Below are 23771 nucleotides of genomic sequence, written 5' to 3'. Positions count from 1 at the left end.
CGACGTCGCTTACGCGTTCGACATGGGGGGTTTCGTCGTGACCATGGAATCGCCGACGACCGGCCGGCCCGAGGCTGGTGAGGCCGACGTGCAGCAGAAGATCGACACGTCGGTGCCGCATTCGGCGCGGATCTGGAACTACTGGCTCGGTGGCAAGGACAACTTCGCTGTCGACCGCGAGGCCGGGGACCAGTATCGCCAGGTCTTCCCCGGCGTCGTCGACGTGGCCCGGGCTTCCCGGCAGTTCCTGGTTCGCTCGATCATGTTCCTCGCTGCCGACGCGGGCATCCGCCAGTTCCTCGACGTCGGCACCGGGCTGCCGACCGCCAACAACACGCACGAGGTGGCCCAACGGATCGCTCCGGACGCGCGGATCGTCTACGTCGACAGCGACCCACTGGTGCTGGTGCACGCCCGCGCGTTGCTGGTGGGCACGGCCGAGGGCAGGACGGCCTACATCGACGGCGACCTGCACGACCCGGCCGCGGTCATCGCCGAGGCCGGCAAGACGCTGGACTTCGCTCAGCCGATCGGTCTCATCCTCAGCGGCGTCATGGGTCACGTGCCCGACTACGAGGCGGCCCGTTCGATCACCCGGCAGCTGGTGGCGGCACTGCCGAGCGGTAGTTACCTCTCGCTGAACGACGGAACGAGCCTGATCAGTGCCGAGATGCAGCAGGCGCAGGACGACTACAACGACAGTGGCGCGACCCCGTACACCCTGCGCTCTCCCGACGAGATCGTCGGCTTCTTCGACGGCCTGGAGCTGGTCGAGCCCGGCGTCGTGCCGTGCCCGCAGTGGCGGCCGGACGACGCGGTCGACACGCCGGCCGACATCGACGCCTTCGGCGGGGTGGGCCGTAAGCGCTGACGCTGTCCTGCGGCGGCGGTAGCCACCAGGGTGGGTCGTTCCTGGTGACTACGCCGCCGCGCGGTACGGGCGGTCAGCCGGATTGGTCGGCTGGCGGAAGGACGCTCTGCACCGCCACGCACGGGTCCGTGGCGGGTGCGGCGGCGTGGATCGCTTCGGCGGCCCGAGCGGCGAGGTCGCGAAAGACCTCGCGCTGCTCCTCGGGTAACCCACCCAGCACGTGGTCCTCGGCGTGGGCGACCCGCCGCTCGGCCTCGGCGAGCGTCTGACGTCCGCGTTCGGTGGCCACGACCCGTCGGGCCCGCCGGTCCTGGGGGTCGGGCCTGCGCTCGATGAGACCGGCGTTCGCCAGGTCGTCGATGACGTAGGTCAGCACGCTGCGGTCGATGGCCAGGCGAGCGGCCAGGGCACCCTGCGTGGGCACCTCCTCGTGCACGACGACGGCCAGGATGTGGTAGCCCCGACTGCCGTGCGGCAGGTCCTTCAGCAGCTCCTCGACGCGCTCGTGCCAGCGGCGCAGCACCATGCCCAGCGACCAACCGAAGTTCGAGCCGCGCTTGCGGTCGGCCGGCAGCTCGCACGGATCGGTCACGGACATGTCCCGATGCTAGTGGCCGGTGCGTTGATCATGATCCGACATCGCGGCAGCCCAGGAATGATTGGCGACGAAGATAGGTTGTCTGACAAACGATAGGTGCAGAACATGATGGGTTGATCAAACGATCGCGTGGATGGTGAAGCAATGTCGGACTACGGGCACGAACTCCGGTTTGGGTCATTCCTGACACCCAGCGTGCACGACCCGGATCAGGTGGTGGCGCTGGCCGAGCTGACCGAGGCGGCAGGGCTGGACCTGGTCACCTTCCAGGACCACCCGTACAACGCGGAGTTCCTCGACACCTGGACCCTGCTGAGTTGGGTCGCCGCCCGCACGGAGCGGCTCCGGATCTCCGGGAACGTCCTCAGCCTGCCGCTGCGCCCGCCGGCCGTGCTGGCCCGGGCCGCGGCGAGCCTGGACCGGTTGTCGCACGGCCGTTTCGAACTGGGCCTCGGCGCCGGCGCGTTCTGGGACGGAATCGAGGGCATGGGGGCACGTCGGCTGACCGCGGGGCAGGGAGTCGCGGCCCTGCGGGAGGCGATCGACGTCCTGCGCGGCGTCTGGGACGACACCGCCACCGGACCGCTGCGGCTGGACGGGGAGTACTACCCCGTACCCGGCATGCAGCGCGGCCCGAAGCCGGCACACGACATCGACATCTGGCTCGGCGCGTACCAGCCGAAGATGCTGGCCCTGACCGGCCAGAAGGCCAACGGCTGGCTACCGACGCTGGAATACCTGCGATCTCCGGACCGGGTGACAGCCAACCGGCTCATCGACGAGGCGGCCGTCGCCGCTGGACGCGAGCCCCGGGAGATCCGACGGCTGCTCAACCTGTTCACTGTCGACGTCTCGTCGCGCAGCCGCGGCTTCCTCCAGGGGCCTGTCGAGCAGTGGGTCGACCAACTCCTTCCGCTGGTCCTCGAGGAGGGGTTCAGCACCTTCCTGATCGGGCGCGACGACCCACGCCTCATTCAGACCCTCGGACAGGAGATCGCCCCCGCGCTGCGGGAGGCGGTCGCCAAGGAGCGCAACGGGGGCGAGGTCGGCACCGGGCCGGTCCGCACGACCGTCGCGCTGGCCGAGCGGCACCCCGGCCTCGACTACGACGCGCTGCCGCCGTCGCTGGCCGCCAGGTCCGTCGAGCCCGGTGACCAGGAGTACGAGCGGGTACGCCACACCTACAGCTGGCACGGCTCGCCGGCCCTGGTGATCCGTCCGCAGAACGCCGCCGAGGTGGTCGACGCCGTGTCGTACGCCCGGACGCAGGATGTCCCGCTGTCGGTGCGCAGCGGCGGGCACGGCATCAGCGGCCGGTCAACGAACGACGGGGGAGTCGTCATCGACATGTCGAGGATGAACAAGGTCGAGGTGCTCGACCGGGCGACCCGTCGGGTGCGGCTGGAACCGGGTGCCCGGTGGGGCGACGTGGCCCAGACGCTCGCCCCGTACGGCCTGGCCATGAGTTCGGGTGACTACGGAGACGTGGGCGTCGGTGGTCTCGCCACCACCGCCGGCGTCGGATACCTGGCGCGCAGGCACGGCCTGACCATCGACCACGTCGTCGCCGCAGAGATCGTCACCGCGGATGGCCGTCTGCTCCGCGTCGACGACGAGCATCACCCCGACCTGTTCTGGGCCGTCCGCGGCGCCGGTGGAAACTTCGGTGTGATCACCGCGCTGGAGCTGGAGGCGTACGAGGTCGACAAGGTCGTCTACGCCCAACTCGTCGCGGACGCGACCGACACCGCCGGACTGCTGCGCCGGTGGGGCCAACTGGTCGAGGACGCGCCACGGGAGCTGACGAGCTTCCTCTCCCTCTTTCCCGGCCGCCGTGGCAACCCCCCGGCTGCCCAGGTCACCCTCGTCTACGCCGGTGACGACGTCGAGGCGGCGCAGTCCGCCCTGAGCCCGTTCATGGAGATCGGGCCGATCCTCGACCAGCAGGCGCAGCTCGTGCCGTACCCGGCGATCGTCGCGCCGCCGGGCAACCAGCATCGGGGGCAGGGGCTGAGGGACACCCGCAGCGGTCTGTTGCACCACGTCACACCGCAGGCGGCCGACCTCATGGAAAACATGATCCAATCCGGCGATGTGATGATCATGCAGTTGCGATCCGTCGGTGGGGCGGTCAACGACGTCGCCCGCGACGCGACCGCCTACCCGCACCGGGAGCAGAACTTCTCGGTACTCGCCGCCACGGTCCCGGACCGCCGGCCCCAACTCGACAAACTGTGGGCCGAGCTGTACCCGTACCTCGACGGCCTGTATCTCAGCTTCGAGAGCGACACCGATCCGGCTCGACTGCTGGATGCCTGGCCCGAGCCCACTCTCGGCCGGCTGCGCGCCATCAAGGCCAGCTACGACCCGGACAACGTCTTCAACCGGAACTTCCCCATCCCACCGGCTGAGCCCCTCGGCTAGAGGGCGCCGGACAGGTAGTCGCGGCGACGCTGCGGTTCGAACTTCTCGATCGCGTACCGCAGCATGACCCGTGGCATGACCCGGTAGCGGCGGACGAGGAACTCCTCCTCCGCCGCTCTGTCCCGGTTGCCCACCTCGCGCAGCATCCAGCCCACCGCCTTACGGACGAGGTCGTGCGGGTCGTGCAGGAGCCGGTCGCCGAGGCGGAAGGTCCACTCGAAGTCACCGGCCCTGATGAAGGCGAAGGTCGCCATGACGGCGATGCGCCGCTCCCACACGAGGCTCGACTCGGCCAACCGATCCAGGACGCTCCGGTCCCGGTCGAGCAGCCAGGGGCCGACGATGTACGGCGCGGACGAATCCACCAGGTCCCAGTTGTTGATGCTGTCGGTGTTGGCCAGGATGGTGTCGAAGACAAGATCCCGCTCCTGCTCGTCGCCCCTGGCGAACTTCCGCACCAGGATGAACAGCGCGGTCAACCGCTCCTCGTGCGCGCCTTCGATGAGCAGCTTCGTCGTCTCGGCCAGCGAGAGGTCGCGCCAGAACCGGGCGGCCACCGTGCGCTGGTCGGGCACGGAGACACCGAGGGCACTGTCGCCCTCGCCGTACCCACCGGGGACCATCTGGAGGAACCGGCTCGACGCCTCGGCTCGACGTGGATCGGCGAGGCTGGCGAGTGCCCGACGCACGTCGACGCTGGTGGCCATGACCGTCGACGCTACCGGGGGTCAACCCGCGCGGCGTAGGCGTCCGAGCATTCCGTTGAGGTCCTGGACGAACAGGTCGTGGCGGAAGAAGTGCCCACCCGGCACCTCGCGCCACTCGTGTGGGATGCCGGCTCGGGCGAGTGCCCCGCGGAACTCGCGCTGACCGGCGAGCACCTGGGTCTCGTTGACGGTGTCGAACCAGTTGATCGGGTCGGGGGAGGTCCCGGCCGCCAGGAAGATCCGCTTGTTCTGGAAACTCGGGATGCGTTGCACCGGGTTGTCGGCGGTGACCCGTGCCTCGTCCCAGAGCGGGATCCCGTAGACGGTGCCCCCACCCAGGTCCAGCGCGGCGGAGGTGGCATTCGCCCAGTGCACGACCAGTCCGAAGTCTCGGCGGAGACTGGCCGGCCCGGAGTGCGAGCTGACCGAGCAGAAGTGGCCGTAGTACTTGGCCGCGTACTTCAGCGCACCGAAGCCGCCCATCGAGAAGCCCGCCACCGCACGCCCGTTGTACTCGGCGAAGGTACGGAAGTTCGCGTCGACCCATGGCAGCAGTTGGGCGATGTGGAACGTCTCCCAGTTGCGGGGTCCGACGAAGCTGGTCACCGGATTGCAGTACCAGCTGGTCGACGCGTCCGGCATGACGACGATGACCTCCCGGCCAGCGGTCAGACCGACGATGTTGTCCTGTAGGTGGAAGGTGCGGAAGTCGGCGTTGCCGCCGTGCAGCAGGTACAGCACCGGATACCGCTTGCCGCTGGTGTGGTAGCCGTCGGGCAGCAGCACGTTCACGCCCGGGTCCCACTCGATGGCGTCGGTGGCGAAGCGGTAGTACTGCAGCCGGCCGCCGTTCTCGTTGCGGTCGACGATGCGCAGGCCGTACCCGTCACCGGCGGCCTGGGCGGCGGACGACCCGGCGAGGGCGCCGCCGAACAGCCCGGCGGCGGCCGCCGCTGCCGAGCCACCGATCAGCCGGCGCCGGCTGATCGACGAGGGCGGGGGTACGTCGAACATGTGCGGTCTCCCTGCGTCAGAAGGTGGTTTCGCCGTTGAGGCCGAAGAAGTCGTGCCATTTGGTGGCGCCGAGGAAGCTGGTGCCGGTGGAGAGGCCGACGTGGACGTCGTTGAAGCTGCCCTTGGTGAAGGCGACGATGTCGTCCTTGCCGTCGCCGTTGTAGTCACCCAGGTAGGGGAACTCGCCGGGCAGGCAGAAGAGGTCGTTCCACTTGACGGTGGTGCCGACGAACGAGGTGCCGGTGGAGACGGCGGCGTAGACGTCGGCGTCGGCGTTGCAGGTGAACGTGACGATGTCGTCGCGGCCGTCGCCGTTGATGTCGCCGACGCGGGGTTGTTCGGTGCCGACCGCGAACAGGTCGTGCCACTTCTGGGGCGCGCCAAATCCGCTTCCGGTGGAGAGGGAGACGATCACGTCGCTCGCCGTGAGCGGCCCCTGGGTGAAGGTGATGATGTCGTCGCGGCCGTCACCGTTGACATCACCGAGGGCGGGGAACTCGCCGGGGATGGAGAAGTAGTCGTGCCACTTGAGGCCGGGGCCGAAGCCGGTGCCGGTGGAGAGCGCCACGTACACGTCGGCGTTCGTGTCGTGGGTGAACGCGATGATGTCGTCGCGTCCGTCGCCGTTGACGTCGCCGACCGCACCGACCTCCGCGCCGGGCGCGAACCAGTCATGCCACTTCAGGCCACCGCCGAAGCTGGTGCCGGTGGAGAGGGCCACGTACACGTCGGCAAGGGTGCCGTGGGTGAACGCGACGACGTCGTCCTTGCCGTCGCCGTTGACGTCGCCACTGAGCAGGGTCTCCCCGTTGAGGCCGAAGAAGTCGTTCCACTTGACGGACGTACCGGCGAACGCGCTGCCGGTGGAGGTGGCCACGTAGACGTCGTTGAGGCTGCCCTGCGTGAAGCTCACGACGTCGTCCCGGCCGTCGCCGGTGAAGTCGGTCGGTGACCCCGCCAGGTACCGGCCTCCCGAGCCGCCGGCGTTGACCAGGGAGATGTAGTAGTTCCAGTTCCAGTTCGGCCCGGGGTCGGTGTGGTCGTTGCCGGGCAGCTCGTTGTGTCCCTTGATCGACGCACGGGTCTTCGGCAGCCCGTACTTGTCGCAGAGGTAGCGGGTCAGCGCGGCGGACGACCGGTACATGGCGTCGGTGAACCAGGCCGGATTGTCCACGAAGCCCTCGTGCTCGATGCCCACCGCGTACGGATTGGCCGAGCGTGCGTGGTAGGCCGTGTCGCCCTCGCGCACCATCTGGGTGATCTCGCCGTTGCTCGACTTCACCACGTAGTGCGCGCTCACCCCCGCCGACGGGTTCTGGAACCAGCTCACCGTGCCGGCGTACGACCCCTGGGTCACGTGCACCACAACAGTGGTTATCCGCGCCGATCGGCCGGCCTGGTAGTTGCCGCCGTAGGCGGACACCCACCGGGCCGGCGCGTACTCCGGCACGGCCGCCGCGACGTTCGCACCGGCGGCGCCCGCGGGGGTGACCCCCGCGTAGCGACCGAACTCGGGTCGGACCGGTCGCGGCGCGACCCGTACCGCTCCGGCGGCGATTCCGGTACGCAGCAGGGCGTAGACGTGGTCGGCGTAGAGCCGGGCCGTCGACGCGTCGACGGCGGCGCTGTAGCGCGCCACCACCGGATACCAGGCGGAGAGCCGGTCGCGTGCCCCGCCGGTCAGCCCTTCGTCGTCGGCCAGGTCGCGGAGCACCGCCGCGCCGCCGCGGATGTTGGCGGAGGTGACCGAGCGCAGGCGGTCGACCGGTTCGCCGGTGAGCGCGGCCGCCCGCTCCAGGCTGTGTTGGGTGGGGTTGCTGACCAGGTGCATGACCCCGTACCCGTTGGCCTGACTGGGCAGACCAGCGTGCCCGTCCAACCGGGACTCACCGTAGGCGACGGCGACCAGCAGGTCCCGGGGCACGTCGAACTGGGCGGCGGCCCGGGTGAAGTCAGCGGCGAGCGAGCCGGATGCCGCTTGTCCGGCCGCGTCGGCCGGCGTGACCGCGACCTGACCGGCCAGCGCTGCCGCCAGGAAGAGGGTGCACGTTCGCCCGGTCAGTCGCATGGGATCTCCAATCCGCTGATCACAGCGTCGTCTCGCCGTTGAGGCCGAAGAAGTCGTGCCATCGGGTGGTGCCGAGGAAGCCGGTGCCGGTGGAGAGCGCGACGTGGACGTCGTTGGTGGCGCCCTTGGTGAAGACGATGAGGTCGTCAGTGCCGTCGCCGTTGGCGTCGCCGAGGTAGGGGAACTCGCCGGCCAGGCAGAAGAAGTCGTGCCACTTCACTGTGGTCCCGGCGAAGCCGGTGCCGGTGGAGGTGGCGACGTACACGTCGGCGTTGGGATCGCAGGTGAAGGTGACGATGTCGTCTCTGCCGTCGCCGTTGACGTCACCGACCCGGGGTAGTTCGGCGCCGACGGCGAACAGGTCGTGCCACTTCTGGGCGGCGCCGAAGGAGCTGCCGTTCGACAGGGCGACGATGACGTCGCTGGCGGTGGCGGGGCCCTGGGTGAAGGTGATGAGGTCGTCGCGTCCGTCGCCGTTGACGTCGCCGAGCGCGGGGAACTCGCCGAACGGGCTGAAGAACTCGTGCCACTTGAGGCCGGCGCCGAAACCGGTGCCGGTGGAGAGCGCGACGTACACGTCGCCGGCGGGGTTGTGGGTGAACGCCACGATGTCGTCGCGCCCGTCGCCGTTGACATCGCCGACCGCGCCGATCTCCGCGCCGGGCGCGAACCAGTCGTGCCACTTGAGGCCAGCACCGAACGAGGTGCCGGTGGAGAGCGCGACGTAGACGTCGCCGGTGTTGCTGTGGGCGAAGGTGACGACGTCGTCTCTGCCGTCGCCGTTGACGTCGCCGGTGGAGGCGGTCTCGCCACCGAGGGAGAAGAAGTCGTTCCACTTCGCCGAGGTGCCGGTGTAGGAGCCGCCGGTGGACGTGCCCACGTAGACGTCGGCGAGGGCGTTCTGGGTGAAGGTGACGATGTCGTCCCGGCCGTCGCCGGTCACGTCCGTGTGGGATCCACCGGCGATGGCGTGGGTGCGGGCCGCCTCGTTGAGCTGGGCCCGGGCGGTGGGGGCCGCCTGGTCGTACCGGTCGGGGAAGCCGGACCGTTGGACGCACTGGGCGACCTGGCCCGCGCTGTATCCGGGGTTGTCGCGGTCGCAGACGATGGCCCGGGTGACGTACTGGGTGCTGGCGTAGACCGGGTCCATTATCTGCTCCGGAGTGCCCCACCCGTAGTCCCAGCGCTGCTGGAACACCCCGAGCGACGACTTGTCGCCACACGGCAGGTTGTTCATGTGTGACTCGACCCAGCCCGCCTCGAAGGCGGACAGCGTCACCTTGTCGTTGGCGCTGTAGGCCCGGGCGACCCGGTAGACGACCAGGGTCACCGCCGGGTCGCGGTTGGCGGGGATGGAGGGGCAGGCCAAGGTGCCGACCGGGTCCGCGTGCGCCGGCGAGGCCGGGACCGTCGTGCCGGCGACGCCGAGGGCCATCAGCAGGGCCAGGAGAGTACGTCTCACGCTGCTCCTCGTCGGGTCGGGGATGGTCGACTGATGGCGTCACGAGACCGTCACCGACCGGGGACCGATTGCTGAGAGTTTCTTCAGGGCGCTGATGGCTGTCAATGTTCTATGAAGAATTCCTTCAATGCATCGTTCAAGGCGGGCAGGTATTGACAGTGGTTGTCGTCGGCGGGTTTACTCGCCCGCAACCGCTGTCCAATCACCGCGGCGGAGCCATGACGAGTGCGACAGAGAGGGCAGCCATGGGCGTACGTCGTCGCTCGTTGCTCGGCCGCGCCGCCGCGATCGGAGCCGCCAGCGCGGTCGGTTCCGTCGGCGCGATCCTGACCACTGCCGCTCCGGCCCAGGCGGCGGTGTGGAAGAAGCGGCTGACCGGTGCGGACCTGGACACCAGCAGCCGGTGGCGGGTGGCCGGCACCGATCTGGGCATCCCCTACGTGCTGGAGAACGGATCGATCGGCTACCTCTTCGGCGACACCTTCGACACGCCGTGGCCCGAGGGCCCGCCCCTGCCGAACGACTGGCGGTCGCCGGTCATGTTGCGCTCCGCCGTCCACCCCGGCGCGCCCGGCGGAATCGTCTTCGACAGCGCCGCACGCGTCGTCGGCAACGGACGGGCCCCGGAGGTGATGCACAACGGCCACCACGGCATCGGCATCGACGGTCTTCCCGAGGTGACCGTCATCCCCAACGACGGCATCAGCTTTCCGGAGACCGGTCGGCAGCTGATCTCCTACATGAGCATCGAGAACTGGAACTCCGCCGGCCCGGCCGGGCCGCAGTGGAAGTCCCGCTACGCGGGGCTGGCCTTCTCCGACAACGGCAACGAGTTCATCCGTACGCCGCTGAAGTGGTGGAACAGCCCGGACAACAAGGACCCGTTCCAGATGTGGACCATGCAGCGCGACGGCGAGTACGTCTACGTCTTCTCGGTCCGGTCGGGGCGGCAGGACGGTCCGATGATGCTGCGACGCGTCCGGTGGGACCGGCTGTTCTACCCCGAGTCGTACGAGGGCTGGGGCTGGAACGGCGCCAACTGGGGCTGGGGGAGACCCTGCACACCCATCCTCACCGGCCGCTTCGGCGAGCCATCGGTGCGCCGGCTGGCCGACGGGACCTGGGTGATGTCCTACCTCAACTGCCAGAACGGGTGTCTGGTCACCCGTACCGCGTCCGGACCCGACCGGGCCTGGACGGGGGAGAAGAATCAGCTGACGGGCTGGCAGGAGCCCGCGCTCTACGGGGGGTTCATCCATCCCTGGTCCAGCCGGAACGCCGACGACCTGCACCTGATGGTCTCGAAGTGGACCCGCACCCCGGACGGCCGCAGCACCGCCTACCACGTCAGCCAGTTCACCGGCTCGGTGTGACGGGCCACTGACCGACAGTCGTCGTGGCCCGACTTTCGCGACCCCGACCCGCTGGAGCTGATCTGCGCAAACGCGGGCCGCGATGTCCTCAGCAGGGTGTGAGTGGGTGAATCAGGGGGTAGGAGCACTGTTGCTGACGACCGCCCCGGGGCGGGGCTGCCGAGCATCCGACGTGATGCCGGCCGCGCCGGAATCTTCCATTCCGGCGGACGCCGATCGAGGAGGGCGTACTGCGATGACGCAGCCGACGATGGATCCGACCGACGCTTTGGCGGAGCTGGGCCGGGTCAGACTCGACGAGGTCAGCCTCGACGACATGCTGCGCCGGATCGCCGAACTCGCCAAGGGGAGCATTCCCGGGACGAGAGAGGTGACTGTCACTCTGGTGCGGGGTCGGGTCGGTTGGACCGGGGCGTTCACCGGCGAGCTGGCCCGTGAGCTGGACGAGTGGCAGTACCAGCAGCACCGGGGCCCCTGCCTGGACGCCTCCGCCAGCGGTGACACCATCTCCGTGCCGGACATGGCCGCCGAAGAACGCTGGCCGGCATGGGCGGAGAGGGCTCGCGACGCCGGGGTGAAGAGTTCCCTCTCCATCGGGCTTCCCATCCAGGGGTCGGTGGTCGGTGCGCTCAACGTCTACAGCGATTCGCCGAACGCGTTCGATCCGTCCTCGATCGTCAACGCGGAGGGCTTCGCCGCGTACGCGGCGGTGGCACTGGCCAACGCGCACCTGTACGAGAACGCCGCCACGCTGGCGGCGCAGATGCAGGAAGCGATGCGGAGTCGGGCGGTGATCGAGCAGGCCAAAGGGATCATCATGGGGAGCCGACGGTGCTCGTCGGAGGAGGCGTTCGCGCTTCTGTCGAAGATCTCCCAGGACACCAACCGGAAGGTGCGCGAGGTCGCGGAGGCCCTGGTCGCCCAGGCGGTGGGAAAGACTCAGGGGTGAGTGCAGCCCCAACTGCGCTGCTACGCCGACCGGGCCGCCCGCACGAGGCGGGCGACCCTGTCGACAGATGGCGCCAGACGGGTCACCGCCCGGCTGAATCCAGTCAGCTCTCCGAAGGCTTGCGCACCGCGTCGCGTACCCGGTCGATGACCGCCAGCACCGGCCCGGCGGCCAGGTTGCCCTTCGCGGACTGGGCGCTGGGATGTGGCCGCGTCGGCGCGGACACCTCCGCCGCCCGGACGGCCGTGGCGAGGCTGCGAAGCCGGTCGACCGGAACGTGCTGGCGGAGCTGGGGGAACTCGTAGCGCTCCTCGTGTCGGGCGTGCAGGAGCACTGCGTCGCGCAGCAGGACGATGCCGGTGTCGAAGCCGTCGGCGTCCACGCCACCCTCGATCAAGGTTTGCAGGGTCTCCTTCGCCTGCCGCTCCTCGTCGAGCCGGTCGTCGACCATCGCGTCACCACCCCCACCGGGCAGCGTCCGGGCGAGCGGGTGTACGACCTCCTCCTCGGCGGTCTCGTGCGCGGCGAGGAGCTTGACCAGATCGTCGAAGGCGTCGCGTCGGGTGTCGCCGGTGCCGCCGATGACCAGCAGGAAGAGCTGCTCGATCTGGGCGTGCTGGGCGAGCAGCAGGTCGACCACATCCTCCTCGGGCCCCGGGGTGGCCGGGGTGGCGGTGTCAGGCATGGCTGCCTCCTTCGGCGCGCAGCGTCTCGATCGGGTGCGGGCCCTCGGTCTCGATGCGGTACTCGTCGCCGAAGCGGTCCCGGTGCATGTCGATGACCTGTTCGCTCGGCGGCTGCCGGCCGTCGTGCAGTTGCTGCTGCATCCACTCGAAGCGCTCGTGGGCCTCGCGGACGTAGCCCTCGCCGAGCTTCGTCACGTCGATCTGGGTGGCCAGCAGGTGGCGCAGGTAGTCCTTGTTGGGCTCGAAGGTCAGCGGCTCGGGAAGGCCGACACTGCCGACGACCTCCTCCGGTTCCCGTCCGTCGTGCCGACGCAGCAGGTCGGCGGCCTGCTGGAGGTGGGCCAGCTCCATCTGCAGGTGCAGCTCCCAGACCGCCTTGATCCGGGGGTCGCTCTCCTGTTGCAGGAAGGAGTAGTAGAGCCAGCACTCGTTGTACTCGTGGGTGAGCAGCCGCTCCCACCAGTTCTCACCCGGGTCCAGCAGCGACTCGTAGTGGGTGACGTGCTCCTGCTCGATCATGCTGATTTCCTGGTAGAGCTGGCGCGCGATCGGTTCCATGTACTGCGGGCCGACGTTCATGTAGTAGAACATCACCTGCTGCTCGGCTGACAGGATCGTCAACGCGTGCAGCTTCGAGCGCGGGTCCACCGAGTTGCGGTCGTACGGGGTGCGAACCTCGTCGAAGGGATGCCGGTGCTCCTGGACCGTCGGTCGGCCGGGCATGACCTCGGTGAGCCCGTCGACGATCTTCTCCGCCTTGCGTCGCTCGACCATCTCGTAGAGGTTGGCGTAGCGGTACAGGTGGTCGAAGTCCTCCAGCACACCGAACTCGTACGCCTGCTTGAGGTAGGGGTCGGGTTCGTGCCGGGCCACCCAGGCGGTGAGGTCGACGGCCACCTGCTCGTAACCGAGCGTCGTCTCCAGCACGCTGGCGACGCCGGGAAGCAGCCAGTTCACCACCCGCTGTTGCTGGTTCTCCAGGTACCGGACGTAGGCGAGCTGCCGGCGGACCTCCTGGTCAGGGCAGTTCCGGGCGAACTGGTGCTGAAAGTTGATCGCCTCGATCTCGATGCCGTTCATCGTGATGATCCGGCATCGCGTGTACGGGTCCACCGCCTCCGGGTCGATCGGATCGACGTTCAGTTCACGCCAGTTGCGGATCTGGTTCTCGAGAGGGATTCCTTTGTGGTCGAGCGGATTGAACATGCCTCTCCTTCAATGGGGGATGGTGGCCGTGCCGCCTGGGGTTGAGCGGCGACGGGAGGGGCCGAATGGCTGACGTGTCTGCGCCCCGCGGCGGGGACGTCGCGGAGCCACGGCAGGACGGACCACTGGAGGGCGCATGTCTTGACCCGATTGGGCCGGTACCCGCCGCGAACGGTGGCAAACCAGGCAGTCGTCCGGAATGAGGTCCGGTGACGATTCGCGGGTGTGGGCGTCTGGGTCGTGGGTAGGGCTGAACCATGCTGAAGCGAGCGGTGTGGCAGGGACTGGTGGCGGGCCTGGCCGGGGCGGCGGTGATGACGGCCGCCGAGAAGATCGAACAGCGGGTGACCGATCGGCCCGACTCCTACGTGCCCGCCCGGGTTCTGGCCAGGCTGACCGGCCTGCCGGAAACCTCCGGGCAGCAGCCCCGGTGGCAGAACCTGGCGATGCACTACGGCCAGGGCGCACTGCTCGGCGTGCTGCGCAGCGTCATGGCCCAGGCCGGGCTGCGCGGCGCCTGGGCCTCGACGATGTTCACGGCGGTGCGCCTGACCAACGACCAGATCCTGGAGAACGCCACCGGCGTGGGGGCGCCTCCGCTGACCTGGCCCCGCCCCGAGCTCGCCATCGACGTGTTGCACAAGTCCATCTACGCGTTCGCCACCGGAGCGGTGGCCGACGTGCTCGCCGCCCGCGACGGAGTGGGTCCCGGGCAGCGGCACGCGGCGCTCCGTCCCGGTCGCCACGCGGACGTCGGTCCGCTGCCCCGGGCAGCAGCACGTCGGGCATAGCCGCGGAGGTGCGCCCACGGCCAGGAAGCTGCGCGCGCGGCCGGGGAGTGTTTAGCTGCACGGATGATCACACCCGTTCCCCTCGGTACCTGGCCGACGCCGTTGGAGGCCGCGCCCCGGCTCGCCGCCCGGCTGGGGCTGGCCGAGCTCTGGTTCAAGCGTGACGATCTCAACGGCCTCGGCGGGGGCGGCAACAAGATCCGCAAGCTCCAGTACACCTGCGCGCAGGCGATCGCCGTCGGCGCCACCACTGTCATCACCTCGGGGGCGCCGCAGAGCAACCACGCCCGGCTCACAGCGGCCGCGGCCGCGCGGCTCGGCCTCTCCTGTGTGCTGGTGCTCGCCGGATCGCCCCCGGAGCGTCGGCAAGGCAACCTGCTGCTCGACGGGCTCGCCGGGGCAGAGATCGTCTGGAGCGGAGAGCGTCCGCTCGCCGAGGTGGTGGCGGCCGAGGCGGAGCGCCGATCGGCGTACGTCATCCCGTTCGGCGGCACCGCTCCCGCGTCGATCCAGGGCTATGTGGACTGCGGTCGGGAGCTGCGGGCCCAGTTGCCGGACGCCGACGGCGTCGAGGTGGTGGCGGCGCTCGGCTCCGGCGGAACGATGGCCGGCCTGGTGCGGGAGTTGGGCGCGCAGCGGGTGATCGGCGTGGATGTCGGTGCCGTGCCGGACCCGCGGGCGACCGTCGCCGGGCTGCTCGTCGGCGAGGTGGAGCCGGACGCGCTGCGGATCGACGGCACCCAGGTGGGTGCGGGATACCGCACGCTGACCGAGGCCGTCCGGGCGGCGCTGGAGGTGACCGCCCGTACGGAGGGGGTCTTCCTGGACCCGACGTACACCGGTCGGGCGATGGCGGCGCTGCTGGCCGGCAGCTTCCCGCACGGCGACCGGGTCGTCTTTCTGCACAGCGGCGGGCTGCCGGGACTCTTCGGCCACCCCGAGCTGTAGGGGCGCCGGCCGGGCAGGCACAGCGGTGCCCTCCGACGGGATCGCGCCGGAGGGCACCGCGCCGGGCTGTCGACGGATCAGACGCTGGCGAAGTGCTCGCGGTGATCGCGAACGAACTCGGCGAAGGTCCGCGGCTGCCGGCCGACGATCCGCTCGACATGGTCGTTGGTGAAGTCGCCCCACCCGGAACCGTAGGCGACCCGGTACTCGGCGAGGACCTCGGCCGACCACTGGTCGAGGCCGGCCTGGAGCAGGCCGTCGCGTGCCTGCTCCGGGCTCTGCGGCACGTAGCGCACCTGCTGGCCGAGGGTGCGGGCGATCTCGTCGGCCGCCTGGTCGAGCGTGATGCTCTCCGGACCGGTGGGGGTGTAGATCTTGCCCTGGTGCTGCTGTGGCGCCGCGAGGATCGCCGCCCCTGCGGCGGCGATGTCCCGGGCGTCGATCAGGCCGACACGCGCGTCACCGAAGAGACCGAAGAGGTGCTCGCCGGCCTTGGCGCCGAGCAGGTTCTGCATGAAGTGACTCGGTCGCAGGATGGTCCAGGGGATACCGGACTCCTGTAGCTCCGCGTCGGAGAGCGCGTGCAGGCGGCCGTTGCGGGTGGGCGCGTCGTGCGCGGCGCCGATCGCGGAGAGCCGGACGATGTGCCGTACGCCGGCCTGCCGGGCCGCCCACACCGCGTTCATGCTCTGGCTCGGTGCCAGTGGACCCATCGGCATCAGCAGCCAGAGCGTCGTCACGCCCTCGAACGCCGGGGTCAGCGTGGTGGGGCGGTCCAGGTCGCCGACGACGTACTCGACCCCGTCGAGCCCCGGCGTGCGCGACGCGTCCCGGACGAGGGCGCGGAGCGGCTGCTTGCCGGCCAGCTCCCGCAGCACCTCCCGCGACACGGTGCCGTTTGCTCCGGTTATCAGAATGGTCATGGTCATCCTCTCGGTCAGGCGGACCGAGGTCGGACCACGGTCGCCGCCAGCGACGATATAGTCCATAACTTGTACAGTCCAATGATTGGACCAAATTATGAAGCGCAGCACACTGAAGGAGCAGGACCCCGACCTCGGGATCCTGGCCGTGCAGCTCTCCGCGCGTGTCCAGCGGGAGATCTTCCGACGCTCGGCGGAGCAGGGGTTCGACGACGTCCGGCCGCGCCACGGCGCGGTCCTCGCCTACCTGGACGCCGAGGGCACCCGCCCCGGCGAGCTGGCCCGGCTGGCCGGCCGCAACAAGCAGACGCTGGGCGCGATCCTCGACGAGCTGGAACGGCTGGGCTACGTCCGGCGTACGCCCGACCCGGCCGATCGCCGGGCAAAGTTGATCGTGCCGACGGATCGGGGTCTCAGCTTCATGGCGGCCTCCGACGGCTTCGTGCACCTGATCGAGCAGAAGCTCGCCGACACACTCGGCCCCGACCGGTACCGCGACTTCAGGGACGCGCTGGCCCGTGGTGTGGCGAGCCTCCCGGCGACCGGCCAGGACACCGAGGGCTGAGCTGGCATGTGCCGGCGCGAACCGGGTACGCCGCCGTGGCCCAGGGGGCCGGCGGAACGCCCAGGCTGACCGCTTTTCACGCAGCCGAGGAGCACCGACATGCCTATCGCCGGGCGGGCCCGACTCACACCGACGGTCTCCCTGGTGCTGCTGGCGTCGATCCTGGTGTCGTTCCTGGCCGCGTCGGCGGCCCCGACCCCGCTCTACGGTGTGTACCAGGAACGCTGGCACTTCTCGCCGGTCACCACCACAGTGGTGTTCGCCGTCTACGCACTCGCGGTGCTGGCGTCGCTGCTCACGTTCGGCAAGTTGTCCGACCACGTCGGTCGACGGCCGGTGCTGGCCGTCGCGATCGCGGTGCAGATGCTCGCGTTGGTCGTCTTCATCTTCGCCAACGGCGTTGCGGCCCTGCTGGTCGCCCGCCTCGTGCAGGGGCTGGCAGCCGGGGCCGCCACCGGCGCGGTGGGCGCCGCCATGCTGGACATCGACCGGGCCCGGGGCACGCTCGCCAACTCGATCGCCCCCGGCATCGGAACCGGAAGCGGCGCCCTGCTCTCGGCGCTGCTCATCCAGTTCCTGCCCGCGCCGACGCGACTGGTGTACCTCGTGCTGCTCGTGATCCTGCTGATCCAGGCCGTCGGGGTCGCCCTGATGCCGGAGACGGTCACCCCGATGGCCGGGGCCCGGGGCAGCCTGCGGCCGGACATCACGCTGCCCCGCTCGGTGCGCCAACCGGTCCTGGTCGTCGTCCCTGTGCTCTTCGCGGTCTGGGCGCTGGCCGGGTTCTTCGGCGCGCTCGGCCCGGCGCTGATCCGCAGCCTCATGAACACGTCGATCGTGATCGGCGGTCTGGTCCTCTTCGTCTTCGCCGTCTTCGGGTCGATCGCCGTGCTGGTGCAGCGCAACACCGCCGCGCGGACCGTGATCCTGACCGGAATCGTCGCGCTCATCCTGGGCATGATCGTCACCTTGGTGGCGGTCATGGCGCAGTCCATCCCGGTCTTCTTCGTCGGCCTCGCGCTCGGGGGCGTCGGCTTCGGCAGCGGCTTCCAGGGCAGCCTCAAGACGGTCATGCCGCTGGTCGAGGCGCACCAACGCGCCAGCGTGCTGTCAGTGCTCTACGTCGTCTGCTACGTCGGTTTCGGCCTCCCGACAGTGATCGCCGGCTTCCTCGTGGTCTACGCCGGCGGCCTGCCGAGGACCGCCGACGAGTACTCCGTCGCCGTCATCCTCCTCGCCCTGGTCGCCCTGTTGGGGGTGCGCAGGGCAACCAGGATGGCGCCGGGCTGATGCCGGGAAGCCGGCGCCGAGCACTGACTCAAGCAGTAGCGTGGTGATCAGGAAGGGGGGCGGCGATGAGCCCGAAGGTGGCCCAGGGCGACGCGAGTGCGACGTCGCGGATCGAGAGCCTGGACGTCAAGCTTGAGGTGATCGTCATCCCGGTGTCGGATGTCGACCGGGCGAAGGCGTTCTACGAACGGCTCGGGTGGCGGCTCGACCAGACCCCGCCCGGCATCGTCCAGCTGACGCCGCACGGCTCCGCGTGTTCCGTGCAGTTCGGCCCCGGGCTGACGTCGGCGGCACCCGGCTCGGCCATGGCGTACCTGATCGTGTCCGACATCGAGGCGGCCCACGACACCCTCGCCGCCGCCGGTGTCGAGGTCGGCGACGTCTTCCACGTCAGCCCGGACGGCCCGGTCGACGGGCCGGACCCGCAGCGGCGCAGCTACTTCTCGCGCGCAACGCTGCGCGACCCGGACGGCAACACCTGGCTGATGCAGGAGATTACCACCAGGCTTCCCGGACGCATCGAGGGTGGCCTCACGTCGTTCGGCTCCACGAGCGACCTGGCGAGCGCGCTTCGACGCGCGGCCGCCGCGCACGGCGAGCACGAGAAACGTACTGGCGAGCATGACGACAACTGGCCCGACTGGTACGCGGCGTACATGGTCAGCGAGCAGTCGGGGGCCAAGCCGCCCGAGTGAGCTACGCCAACGCGTAAGACCTGCTGATCGACGTGCTGCCGGTGAGTCACCTGATGACTCACCGGCAGCACCGTTTCCGTTTCGGAGTGCGTGTCACTACCCGCTGCGCGCTGTTCGTACGGGCGATGTACGCGAGTTGTACGCCGACCGTCCTACCATCCCCTGGACACGATGATCTTCGATCCAATCGGCACCACCGGATTCAGAGCTGACCCGGTGCGTGCCGTGCCTCGTCGCCTGTGCGCGGTCCCCCGGCCGCCGGTAGGGAGGAGACCCCGATGACGAGTCCTGGTGCGGGCGGTGCGATGCCGTGACGCGGGTACGGTTTCTCGCCCTCGGCCCACTGCACGCCGAGGTCGGCAGAGAGTGGCTCGACCTCGGGCCCGTCCGGCAACAGGCGGTCTTCGCGATCCTGCTGTTCAACGCGAACCGCGTGGTCACACCGGCGTCGATCCTGCAGGGAGTCTGGGGCGGCCAGGCCCCGGCGACCGGCACGAAGCTGATCCCGCCGTACATCTATCGGCTGCGACGCACGCTCCAGGCGGCGTGCGTCGGCCGCGACGGTCCCGCGATCGACAGTTCCCGGATCGGCTACCGGCTGCGTCTCGGTTCGGCCCGCACCGACGTCGCGGACTTCGACGAGGCGGTTGAGCGGGCGGCTGCCGCCGAAACGGCCGGCGACCTCGCCGGGGCCGCGGCGCTACTGGCCGAGGCCGAGCAGAGCTGGGCGGGCGAGCCGTTGGCGGGCCTGACCGGTCCGTACGCGGAGAGTCGTCGGCAACACCTGCTCGAACGCCGCATCGTCTGTTTGGAACACCGGCTGGAACTGCACCTGCGGCTGGGCGACTGCCACCGGGCGATCCCCGCGCTCATCGCCTTGCAGACGGAGTATCCCCTGCGGGAACGGCTGGCGATCATGCTGATGACCGCCCTGTACCAGACCGGCAGGCAGAGCGAGGCGATGGACGTGTTCGGCGCCTTCCGTAGCCGTCTGGCGACCGAGTTGGGCGTCGAGCCGACCCCGGCGCTGCTCGCGGCGTACACCTCGATGTTGCGCGGCGACCTGGGCCCGCCCTGGGTGTCGGGCCGTTTTCCCGAAGGACCCGCCCGGGCACGGGCGGCCACCACCACGTGATGCGCGGCGATGCCGCGCGGTGAGGCGGAGCAGATGGACGACGGCCTTGCCCCGGTGCAGCCGGGGGACGCCGGATGGTTTCTGGGTCACTCCCTGCGGGAGCGGCTGACCGGCGCGGTGCCCACCGGCCCCGTCGACGAGGATCTCGGCCGGATCCGGCTGAAGATGTGGCTGGACGAGCCGGTCCACGCGAGGCGGCCCGATCTGATCTCGCAGCGGCTGGCCCAGCACGGGCTCGACGAGGCCGGTCTGATCCGGGTCCTGGGCGAGCAGCCCGAGACCGTTCGGGCCCGGTTCGACACGGCACCGGATTACGCCCGTCGGCTGGTCGAGGCCGCGCGGCGACATCCGGCCTCCACTGTGGCCCCCGGCCACGGCATGGCTGGACACGATGACAGCGCGGGATTCGCGGTGCTCGTCGCGCCACTGATCGCTGCCGCACTCGAACGGTTGGGCGCGCGGGTGGCGGCGTTGGTCGACGGCCACCCGCACCTCTCCGCCGAGGCGCTGACCACGCGGCTGGGCCCGGGGCCGGTCGACACCGTCAACATGCTGGTGGCCCGGACGATGGCGCTGGAACTCAACGTGCTGCGGATTCAGGGCGAGCTGTCCGGGAGCAGCCCGCACGAGCGCTTCCACGACTTCCTCCACCGGTTGGAGAAGCCGCAGCACGCGTTGCGCCTGCTGCGCGAATATCCGGTGTTGGCCCGGGATCTGGTGCGGGTCGTCGACAACTGGGAGGCCAGCCGGCTGGAGTTCGTCGAGCGCGTCGTCGCCGACCACGCGGAGCTGTCCGACCGGTGCGGCGGGCCGGACTCGCTCGGCGACCTGGCCGAGGTGAGCTTCGGGGCGGGGGACAACCATCGGGGCGGTCGCTCGGTGGCGGTCGTCCGCTTCGCGACCGGCGCGCGGGTGATGTACAAGCCCCGGCGCCTCCAGGTCGACGGCCACTTCCAACACCTGTTGGCCTGGCTCAACGAGCGCGGCGCGCACCCGGCGCTGCGGACGTTCTGGGTCGTCGACCGTGAGGTGTACGGGTGGACCGAGTTCGTCGAGAGCGGACCCTGCGCCGACCGCGACGCCCTCGGCCGGTTCCATCGGCGGCAGGGCGCGCTCCTGGCCCTGTTGCAGGCCCTCGGCGCGACGGATTTCCATCAGGAAAATGTGATCGCCTCCGGTGAGCACCCGATGCTCATCGATCTGGAGGCGATGCTGCACAACTGGCAGTGGGAGCGGCCGATCGGCGACCAGGCGGGCTACCTGCAGAGCGCCGGGGTCGGGTTGATGAGCAGGTCCGTCATCACGGTGGGACTGCTGCCGGCACCCGTGGTCTGGACCGAGGGCAACCAGGTCAACCAGTTCGACATGAGCGGGATGTCCGGGGCCGGTGGGCAGTTGACCGCCCGGCCGGTCACGGTCTGGGACGGGTTCGGCACCGACGAGATGCGCCTGGATCGGCGGCGGGTCCCGCTGCCCGGTTCGGGGAACCTGCCCACCCTGGGCGAGCAGCGTCCGGACGTGACGGAGTTCGCGCCCGAGATCGGCGACGGATACCGCACGCTCTACCGGATCCTGCTACGACACCGGGACGAGTTGCTGGGGTCGTCCGGCCCGTTGGCCGCGTTCGTGCACGACGAGGTGCGGGTGGTCCTGCGCGCCACCGAGTCGTACGTCCGGCTGCTCGCCGAGGCGCAGCACCCGGACCTGCTGCGTGACGCGTTGGACCGGGACCGGTACTTCGAGAACCTGTGGGCCGGGCACGAGCACCGCGAGGACCGCGACCTCCTCATCGCCGCGGAACTGACCCAGATGTACGCCGGCGACGTGCCGATCTTCGTGACCACACCGTCGTCGACGGACCTCACCGGTGGCGACGGCACCGTGGTGCCGGGCGCACTGCGCCAGACCGGACTGGACGCGGTCCGGGACCGACTGGCGGGCATGTCCGAGGACCACCTGGCCCAGCAGAGCTGGATCATCGAAGCCTCGCTCACCGCACTGATCATGGGAGACCCGTCGCGGTGGCGTCCACCGAGCCGCCCGGGCGCGGTGGTCCTGCCGCCGCCGGTCGTACCCGCGAAGGTCGCGCACTCGCCTGTTGCCCCCGCGACGGTCGCACCTGAGCGCTTCGTCGACGCGGCGCGCATCATCGGGGATCGGTTGCTGGCGACCGCGCTCACCGAGGACGACCGGATCTGCTGGCTGGGCCTGAGCCTGATCGCCGACAAGGTGTGGATGCTCGGCCCGAGCGCCATGGACCTCTACAACGGCATCAGTGGCATCGCCCTGTTCCTCGCCCGGCTGGCGGACGTCACCGGCGACACTGTCTACCGGCAGGCCGCCGACCGGGCCGCCACGATGATGCTCCGCGAGGCGCGGAGCTGGCTCGCCGGCCCGACCGCGACCGCGGGCGTCGGCGGCTTCGACCACCTGGGCGGTTCGGTGTACGCCCTGAGCCACCTCACCGCCGTCCTGGACCGCGCCGACCTGGCCGACACCGCCGTGGGCCTGGCCGCGTCGATGGTCACGCACGCCACCGAAAGCCGCGAGTACGACATCATCAACGGCAGCGCCGGCGGGCTGCTGGCAGTGCTGTCGCTGCACCGGGTCACCGATGACCCCAGCCTGCTCGACGGCGCCCGGACGCTGGCCCGGCACACGATCAGCGGCGCACGGCCGGTCGGCGACGGGGTCGGCTGGTCCGGCACCCTCTACGCGGACACGCCGCTGACCGGCTTCTCCCACGGCGCGTCCGGTATCGCGACCGCCCTGGCCCGATGGGACCGGTACACCGGGGCGCACGAGCATCGCGACACGGTGGACGCGGCGCTGCGCTACGAACGCACTGTGTACGACGAGGCGACCGGCAACTGGCGCGACCTACGCCCGGACACGCCGGAAGGCGACTCCATGGTCGCCTGGTGCCACGGCGCGGCCGGGGTCGCGATGGCACGCGCCGAACTCCTGGGCTACGCCACCGACGACGCGCTGCTGCGCGACGACCTGCGGCGTGCGCTGACGGCGACGCTGGAGCCGAGCAACCTGTTGCACAACCACTCGATCTGCCACGGGGACCTCGGCAACGCCGAGGCCGCACTGGCCGCTGCCCGAGCCCTCGGGGACGACGAGGCGGCCCAGCGCGCCGCCGCGATCGCGGCGAAGGCCGTCGCGGACATCAAGAACGGTGACTGGCGGTGCGGCGTGCCACGGGGCGTGGAGACACCGGGGCTGATGAGCGGCCTGGCCGGCATCGGCTACGCGCTTCTGCGGTGGGCCGATCCGGCGGGTGTGCCGTCGGTGCTGCTGCTGGAGCCGCCGACCGACCATCGCGGTGCCATCGATCTGCCATAGCGCGGTCCTACGGTTCCGCCGTGGAGGTCCATCCACGTATCGCGCTTCACCACCTATAGATCGGAGTTTCACATGGACTACATCAGGGCGTGGAAGGACCCGGTCTACCGGGCGTCCCTCAGCCCCGAGGACCGGGCCAGCCTGCCGGCGAACCCGGCCGGCTTCGTCGAGCTGAACGACCAGGAGCTCGACGGCGCCGACGGCGGCACGTGGACCCCGACTCCCACGATCACCGTGGTCACCGGGGCCGCCGGCTGCTTCTCCTTCAACGGCACCTTCTGCAACGGCACCTGCGCGGCGTTCACCGCCGGCTGCTGCGGCTGACCGATCCACCTCGGCGGGGAACCCGAACCGTCCCGCACGGATGCGTTTCCTCGCCGGCCACCCCGAACTCCCTGAGGAGAGCAATTAATGAACATCGTGCAAGCCTGGAAGGACCCCGAGTACCGGGCGAGCCTTTCCGCCGAGCAGTTGGCGGCGCTGCCGGAGCACCCCTGCGGCGTGGTCGAACTCGGTGACGACGTCCTCGCGCACATCGCCGGCGCGCGCACCGAGGGCCTGTGGACCCTCGGCTGCTGCGGCGGCTTCACCGCCCGGGAGACCCCGTGCGGTTCCTGTGGCGCGACGTGCGGCGGAACCACCTGTGGCACCTGCCAGACGCAGTCGACCTGCGGTCTGTGCACCGCCTGATCCACCCGCTCCACCGGCGGTGCCC

At 70.1% G+C, this 23771-nt stretch carries 21 protein-coding genes; 13 read left to right on the top strand and 8 right to left on the bottom strand.

Annotated elements, in window-relative coordinates; genetic code table 11:
• Nucleotides 1–43: 43 nt before the first annotated feature.
• Nucleotides 44–871, top strand: a complete 828-nt coding sequence (locus MED15_RS03195; RefSeq protein ID WP_112589089.1) for an SAM-dependent methyltransferase — start codon at nucleotides 44–46, stop codon at nucleotides 869–871.
• Nucleotides 872–944: 73 nt separating this feature from the next.
• Here MED15_RS03195 and MED15_RS03190 read toward each other — a convergent pair whose 3' ends face one another.
• Nucleotides 945–1469 (bottom strand): MarR family winged helix-turn-helix transcriptional regulator, encoded by a 525-nt coding sequence (locus MED15_RS03190; RefSeq protein ID WP_112588738.1) that lies wholly within the window; start codon nucleotides 1467–1469, stop codon nucleotides 945–947.
• Nucleotides 1470–1613: 144 nt separating this feature from the next.
• On the opposite strand from MED15_RS03190, the gene MED15_RS03185 reads away from it, so the two are divergent.
• Nucleotides 1614–3893 (top strand): LLM class flavin-dependent oxidoreductase, encoded by a 2280-nt coding sequence (locus tag MED15_RS03185; protein ID WP_112734750.1) that lies wholly within the window; start codon nucleotides 1614–1616, stop codon nucleotides 3891–3893.
• On the opposite strand, the gene MED15_RS03180 is transcribed toward MED15_RS03185, so the two are convergent.
• The 4 genes from MED15_RS03180 to MED15_RS03165 are packed head-to-tail and all read right to left on the bottom strand — an operon-like array spanning nucleotide 3890 to nucleotide 9144.
• Nucleotides 3890–4600 carry a DNA alkylation repair protein gene (locus MED15_RS03180; RefSeq protein WP_112734749.1) on the bottom strand — a complete coding sequence of 237 codons (711 nt, stop codon included), beginning with the start codon at nucleotides 4598–4600 and terminating at the stop codon, nucleotides 3890–3892. The genes MED15_RS03185 and MED15_RS03180 overlap by 4 nt on opposite strands.
• 21 nt (nucleotides 4601–4621) lie before the next feature.
• A complete protein-coding gene (locus MED15_RS03175; RefSeq protein ID WP_112734748.1) occupies nucleotides 4622–5614 on the bottom strand; it encodes an alpha/beta hydrolase in 993 nt (330 codons plus the stop codon).
• Between the two features lie 16 nt (nucleotides 5615–5630).
• Nucleotides 5631–7682 (bottom strand): N-acetylmuramoyl-L-alanine amidase, encoded by a 2052-nt coding sequence (locus MED15_RS03170; RefSeq protein WP_112734747.1) that lies wholly within the window; start codon nucleotides 7680–7682, stop codon nucleotides 5631–5633.
• A gap of 19 nt (nucleotides 7683–7701) precedes the next feature.
• Entirely contained in the window at nucleotides 7702–9144 is a 1443-nt protein-coding gene (locus tag MED15_RS03165) for an FG-GAP repeat domain-containing protein (RefSeq protein ID WP_112588748.1), read from the bottom strand.
• 245 nt (nucleotides 9145–9389) lie between these two features.
• Here MED15_RS03165 and MED15_RS03160 point away from each other — a divergent pair, with 245 nt between their 5' ends.
• Nucleotides 9390–10517, top strand: a complete 1128-nt coding sequence (locus tag MED15_RS03160; RefSeq protein WP_112588750.1) for a DUF4185 domain-containing protein — start codon at nucleotides 9390–9392, stop codon at nucleotides 10515–10517.
• 235 nt (nucleotides 10518–10752) lie between these two features.
• Nucleotides 10753–11466, top strand: a complete 714-nt coding sequence (locus MED15_RS03155; protein WP_112588752.1) for a GAF and ANTAR domain-containing protein — start codon at nucleotides 10753–10755, stop codon at nucleotides 11464–11466.
• A 103-nt stretch (nucleotides 11467–11569) separates the two neighbouring features.
• Here the strand turns inward: MED15_RS03155 and MED15_RS03150 are convergent, their stop codons facing one another.
• Nucleotides 11570–12151 (bottom strand): hemerythrin domain-containing protein, encoded by a 582-nt coding sequence (locus MED15_RS03150; RefSeq protein ID WP_112588754.1) that lies wholly within the window; start codon nucleotides 12149–12151, stop codon nucleotides 11570–11572.
• Nucleotides 12144–13358: a hypothetical protein gene (locus tag MED15_RS03145; protein ID WP_112588757.1), complete on the bottom strand. Its 1215-nt coding sequence runs from the start codon at nucleotides 13356–13358 to the stop codon at nucleotides 12144–12146. Before MED15_RS03145 ends, MED15_RS03150 begins: the two co-directional genes overlap by 8 nt.
• A 257-nt stretch (nucleotides 13359–13615) precedes the next feature.
• On the opposite strand from MED15_RS03145, the gene MED15_RS03140 reads away from it, so the two are divergent.
• Together MED15_RS03140 and MED15_RS03135 are read left to right on the top strand one after the other, a co-directional pair.
• Nucleotides 13616–14149 carry a hypothetical protein gene (locus MED15_RS03140; protein ID WP_112727113.1) on the top strand — a complete coding sequence of 178 codons (534 nt, stop codon included), beginning with the start codon at nucleotides 13616–13618 and terminating at the stop codon, nucleotides 14147–14149.
• Nucleotides 14150–14212: 63 nt separating this feature from the next.
• A complete protein-coding gene (locus MED15_RS03135) occupies nucleotides 14213–15097 on the top strand; it encodes a pyridoxal-phosphate dependent enzyme (RefSeq protein ID WP_112588761.1) in 885 nt (294 codons plus the stop codon).
• A 77-nt stretch (nucleotides 15098–15174) separates the two neighbouring features.
• Here the strand turns inward: MED15_RS03135 and MED15_RS03130 are convergent, their stop codons facing one another.
• Entirely contained in the window at nucleotides 15175–16020 is an 846-nt protein-coding gene (locus MED15_RS03130; RefSeq protein WP_208646469.1) for an NAD(P)H-binding protein, read from the bottom strand.
• Between the two features lie 97 nt (nucleotides 16021–16117).
• Here MED15_RS03130 and MED15_RS03125 point away from each other — a divergent pair, with 97 nt between their 5' ends.
• The 7 genes from MED15_RS03125 to MED15_RS03095 all read left to right on the top strand — a co-directional run bounded on the left by MED15_RS03125 (nucleotide 16118) and on the right by MED15_RS03095 (nucleotide 23746).
• Entirely contained in the window at nucleotides 16118–16585 is a 468-nt protein-coding gene (locus MED15_RS03125; protein ID WP_112588763.1) for a MarR family winged helix-turn-helix transcriptional regulator, read from the top strand.
• Nucleotides 16586–16684: 99 nt separating this feature from the next.
• Nucleotides 16685–17875 carry an MFS transporter gene (locus MED15_RS03120; protein ID WP_112588767.1) on the top strand — a complete coding sequence of 397 codons (1191 nt, stop codon included), beginning with the start codon at nucleotides 16685–16687 and terminating at the stop codon, nucleotides 17873–17875.
• A 65-nt stretch (nucleotides 17876–17940) separates the two neighbouring features.
• Nucleotides 17941–18570 (top strand): VOC family protein, encoded by a 630-nt coding sequence (locus MED15_RS03115; RefSeq protein WP_112588769.1) that lies wholly within the window; start codon nucleotides 17941–17943, stop codon nucleotides 18568–18570.
• Nucleotides 18571–18880: 310 nt separating this feature from the next.
• The gene (locus MED15_RS03110) at nucleotides 18881–19705 is read left to right on the top strand and encodes an AfsR/SARP family transcriptional regulator (RefSeq protein WP_112588771.1); all 825 of its coding nucleotides are present in this window, start codon (nucleotides 18881–18883) and stop codon (nucleotides 19703–19705) included.
• 33 nt (nucleotides 19706–19738) lie between these two features.
• Nucleotides 19739–23056 carry a type 2 lanthipeptide synthetase LanM family protein gene (locus tag MED15_RS03105; RefSeq protein ID WP_146763111.1) on the top strand — a complete coding sequence of 1106 codons (3318 nt, stop codon included), beginning with the start codon at nucleotides 19739–19741 and terminating at the stop codon, nucleotides 23054–23056.
• 72 nt (nucleotides 23057–23128) lie between these two features.
• Nucleotides 23129–23380 carry a mersacidin/lichenicidin family type 2 lantibiotic gene (locus MED15_RS03100; protein ID WP_091399741.1) on the top strand — a complete coding sequence of 84 codons (252 nt, stop codon included), beginning with the start codon at nucleotides 23129–23131 and terminating at the stop codon, nucleotides 23378–23380.
• Nucleotides 23381–23467: 87 nt separating this feature from the next.
• Nucleotides 23468–23746, top strand: a complete 279-nt coding sequence (locus MED15_RS03095; RefSeq protein WP_091399738.1) for a mersacidin/lichenicidin family type 2 lantibiotic — start codon at nucleotides 23468–23470, stop codon at nucleotides 23744–23746.
• The last annotated feature ends 25 nt before the right edge of the window (nucleotides 23747–23771 follow it).

The sequence above is a fragment of the Micromonospora noduli genome, assembly GCF_003264475.1.
GTDB classification, from domain to species: domain Bacteria; phylum Actinomycetota; class Actinomycetes; order Mycobacteriales; family Micromonosporaceae; genus Micromonospora; species Micromonospora noduli.
Note: the sequence above shows the minus strand (reverse complement) of the source record. Positions and strands in the feature narration are given on the sequence as shown.

Coding starts and splice junctions, on each gene's coding strand:
- MED15_RS03195 (WP_112589089.1), top strand. CDS start 44: ATGGAATCGCCGACGACCGGCCGGCCCGAGGCTGGTGAGGCCGACGTG.
- MED15_RS03190 (WP_112588738.1), bottom strand. CDS start 1,469: ATGTCCGTGACCGATCCGTGCGAGCTGCCGGCCGACCGCAAGCGCGGC.
- MED15_RS03185 (WP_112734750.1), top strand. CDS start 1,614: ATGTCGGACTACGGGCACGAACTCCGGTTTGGGTCATTCCTGACACCC.
- MED15_RS03180 (WP_112734749.1), bottom strand. CDS start 4,600: ATGGCCACCAGCGTCGACGTGCGTCGGGCACTCGCCAGCCTCGCCGAT.
- MED15_RS03175 (WP_112734748.1), bottom strand. CDS start 5,614: ATGTTCGACGTACCCCCGCCCTCGTCGATCAGCCGGCGCCGGCTGATC.
- MED15_RS03170 (WP_112734747.1), bottom strand. CDS start 7,682: ATGCGACTGACCGGGCGAACGTGCACCCTCTTCCTGGCGGCAGCGCTG.
- MED15_RS03160 (WP_112588750.1), top strand. CDS start 9,390: ATGGGCGTACGTCGTCGCTCGTTGCTCGGCCGCGCCGCCGCGATCGGA.
- MED15_RS03155 (WP_112588752.1), top strand. CDS start 10,753: ATGACGCAGCCGACGATGGATCCGACCGACGCTTTGGCGGAGCTGGGC.
- MED15_RS03150 (WP_112588754.1), bottom strand. CDS start 12,151: ATGCCTGACACCGCCACCCCGGCCACCCCGGGGCCCGAGGAGGATGTG.
- MED15_RS03145 (WP_112588757.1), bottom strand. CDS start 13,358: ATGTTCAATCCGCTCGACCACAAAGGAATCCCTCTCGAGAACCAGATC.
- MED15_RS03140 (WP_112727113.1), top strand. CDS start 13,616: ATGCTGAAGCGAGCGGTGTGGCAGGGACTGGTGGCGGGCCTGGCCGGG.
- MED15_RS03135 (WP_112588761.1), top strand. CDS start 14,213: ATGATCACACCCGTTCCCCTCGGTACCTGGCCGACGCCGTTGGAGGCC.
- MED15_RS03130 (WP_208646469.1), bottom strand. CDS start 16,020: ATGACCATTCTGATAACCGGAGCAAACGGCACCGTGTCGCGGGAGGTG.
- MED15_RS03125 (WP_112588763.1), top strand. CDS start 16,118: ATGAAGCGCAGCACACTGAAGGAGCAGGACCCCGACCTCGGGATCCTG.
- MED15_RS03120 (WP_112588767.1), top strand. CDS start 16,685: ATGCCTATCGCCGGGCGGGCCCGACTCACACCGACGGTCTCCCTGGTG.
- MED15_RS03115 (WP_112588769.1), top strand. CDS start 17,941: ATGAGCCCGAAGGTGGCCCAGGGCGACGCGAGTGCGACGTCGCGGATC.
- MED15_RS03105 (WP_146763111.1), top strand. CDS start 19,739: ATGGACGACGGCCTTGCCCCGGTGCAGCCGGGGGACGCCGGATGGTTT.
- MED15_RS03100 (WP_091399741.1), top strand. CDS start 23,129: ATGGACTACATCAGGGCGTGGAAGGACCCGGTCTACCGGGCGTCCCTC.
- MED15_RS03095 (WP_091399738.1), top strand. CDS start 23,468: ATGAACATCGTGCAAGCCTGGAAGGACCCCGAGTACCGGGCGAGCCTT.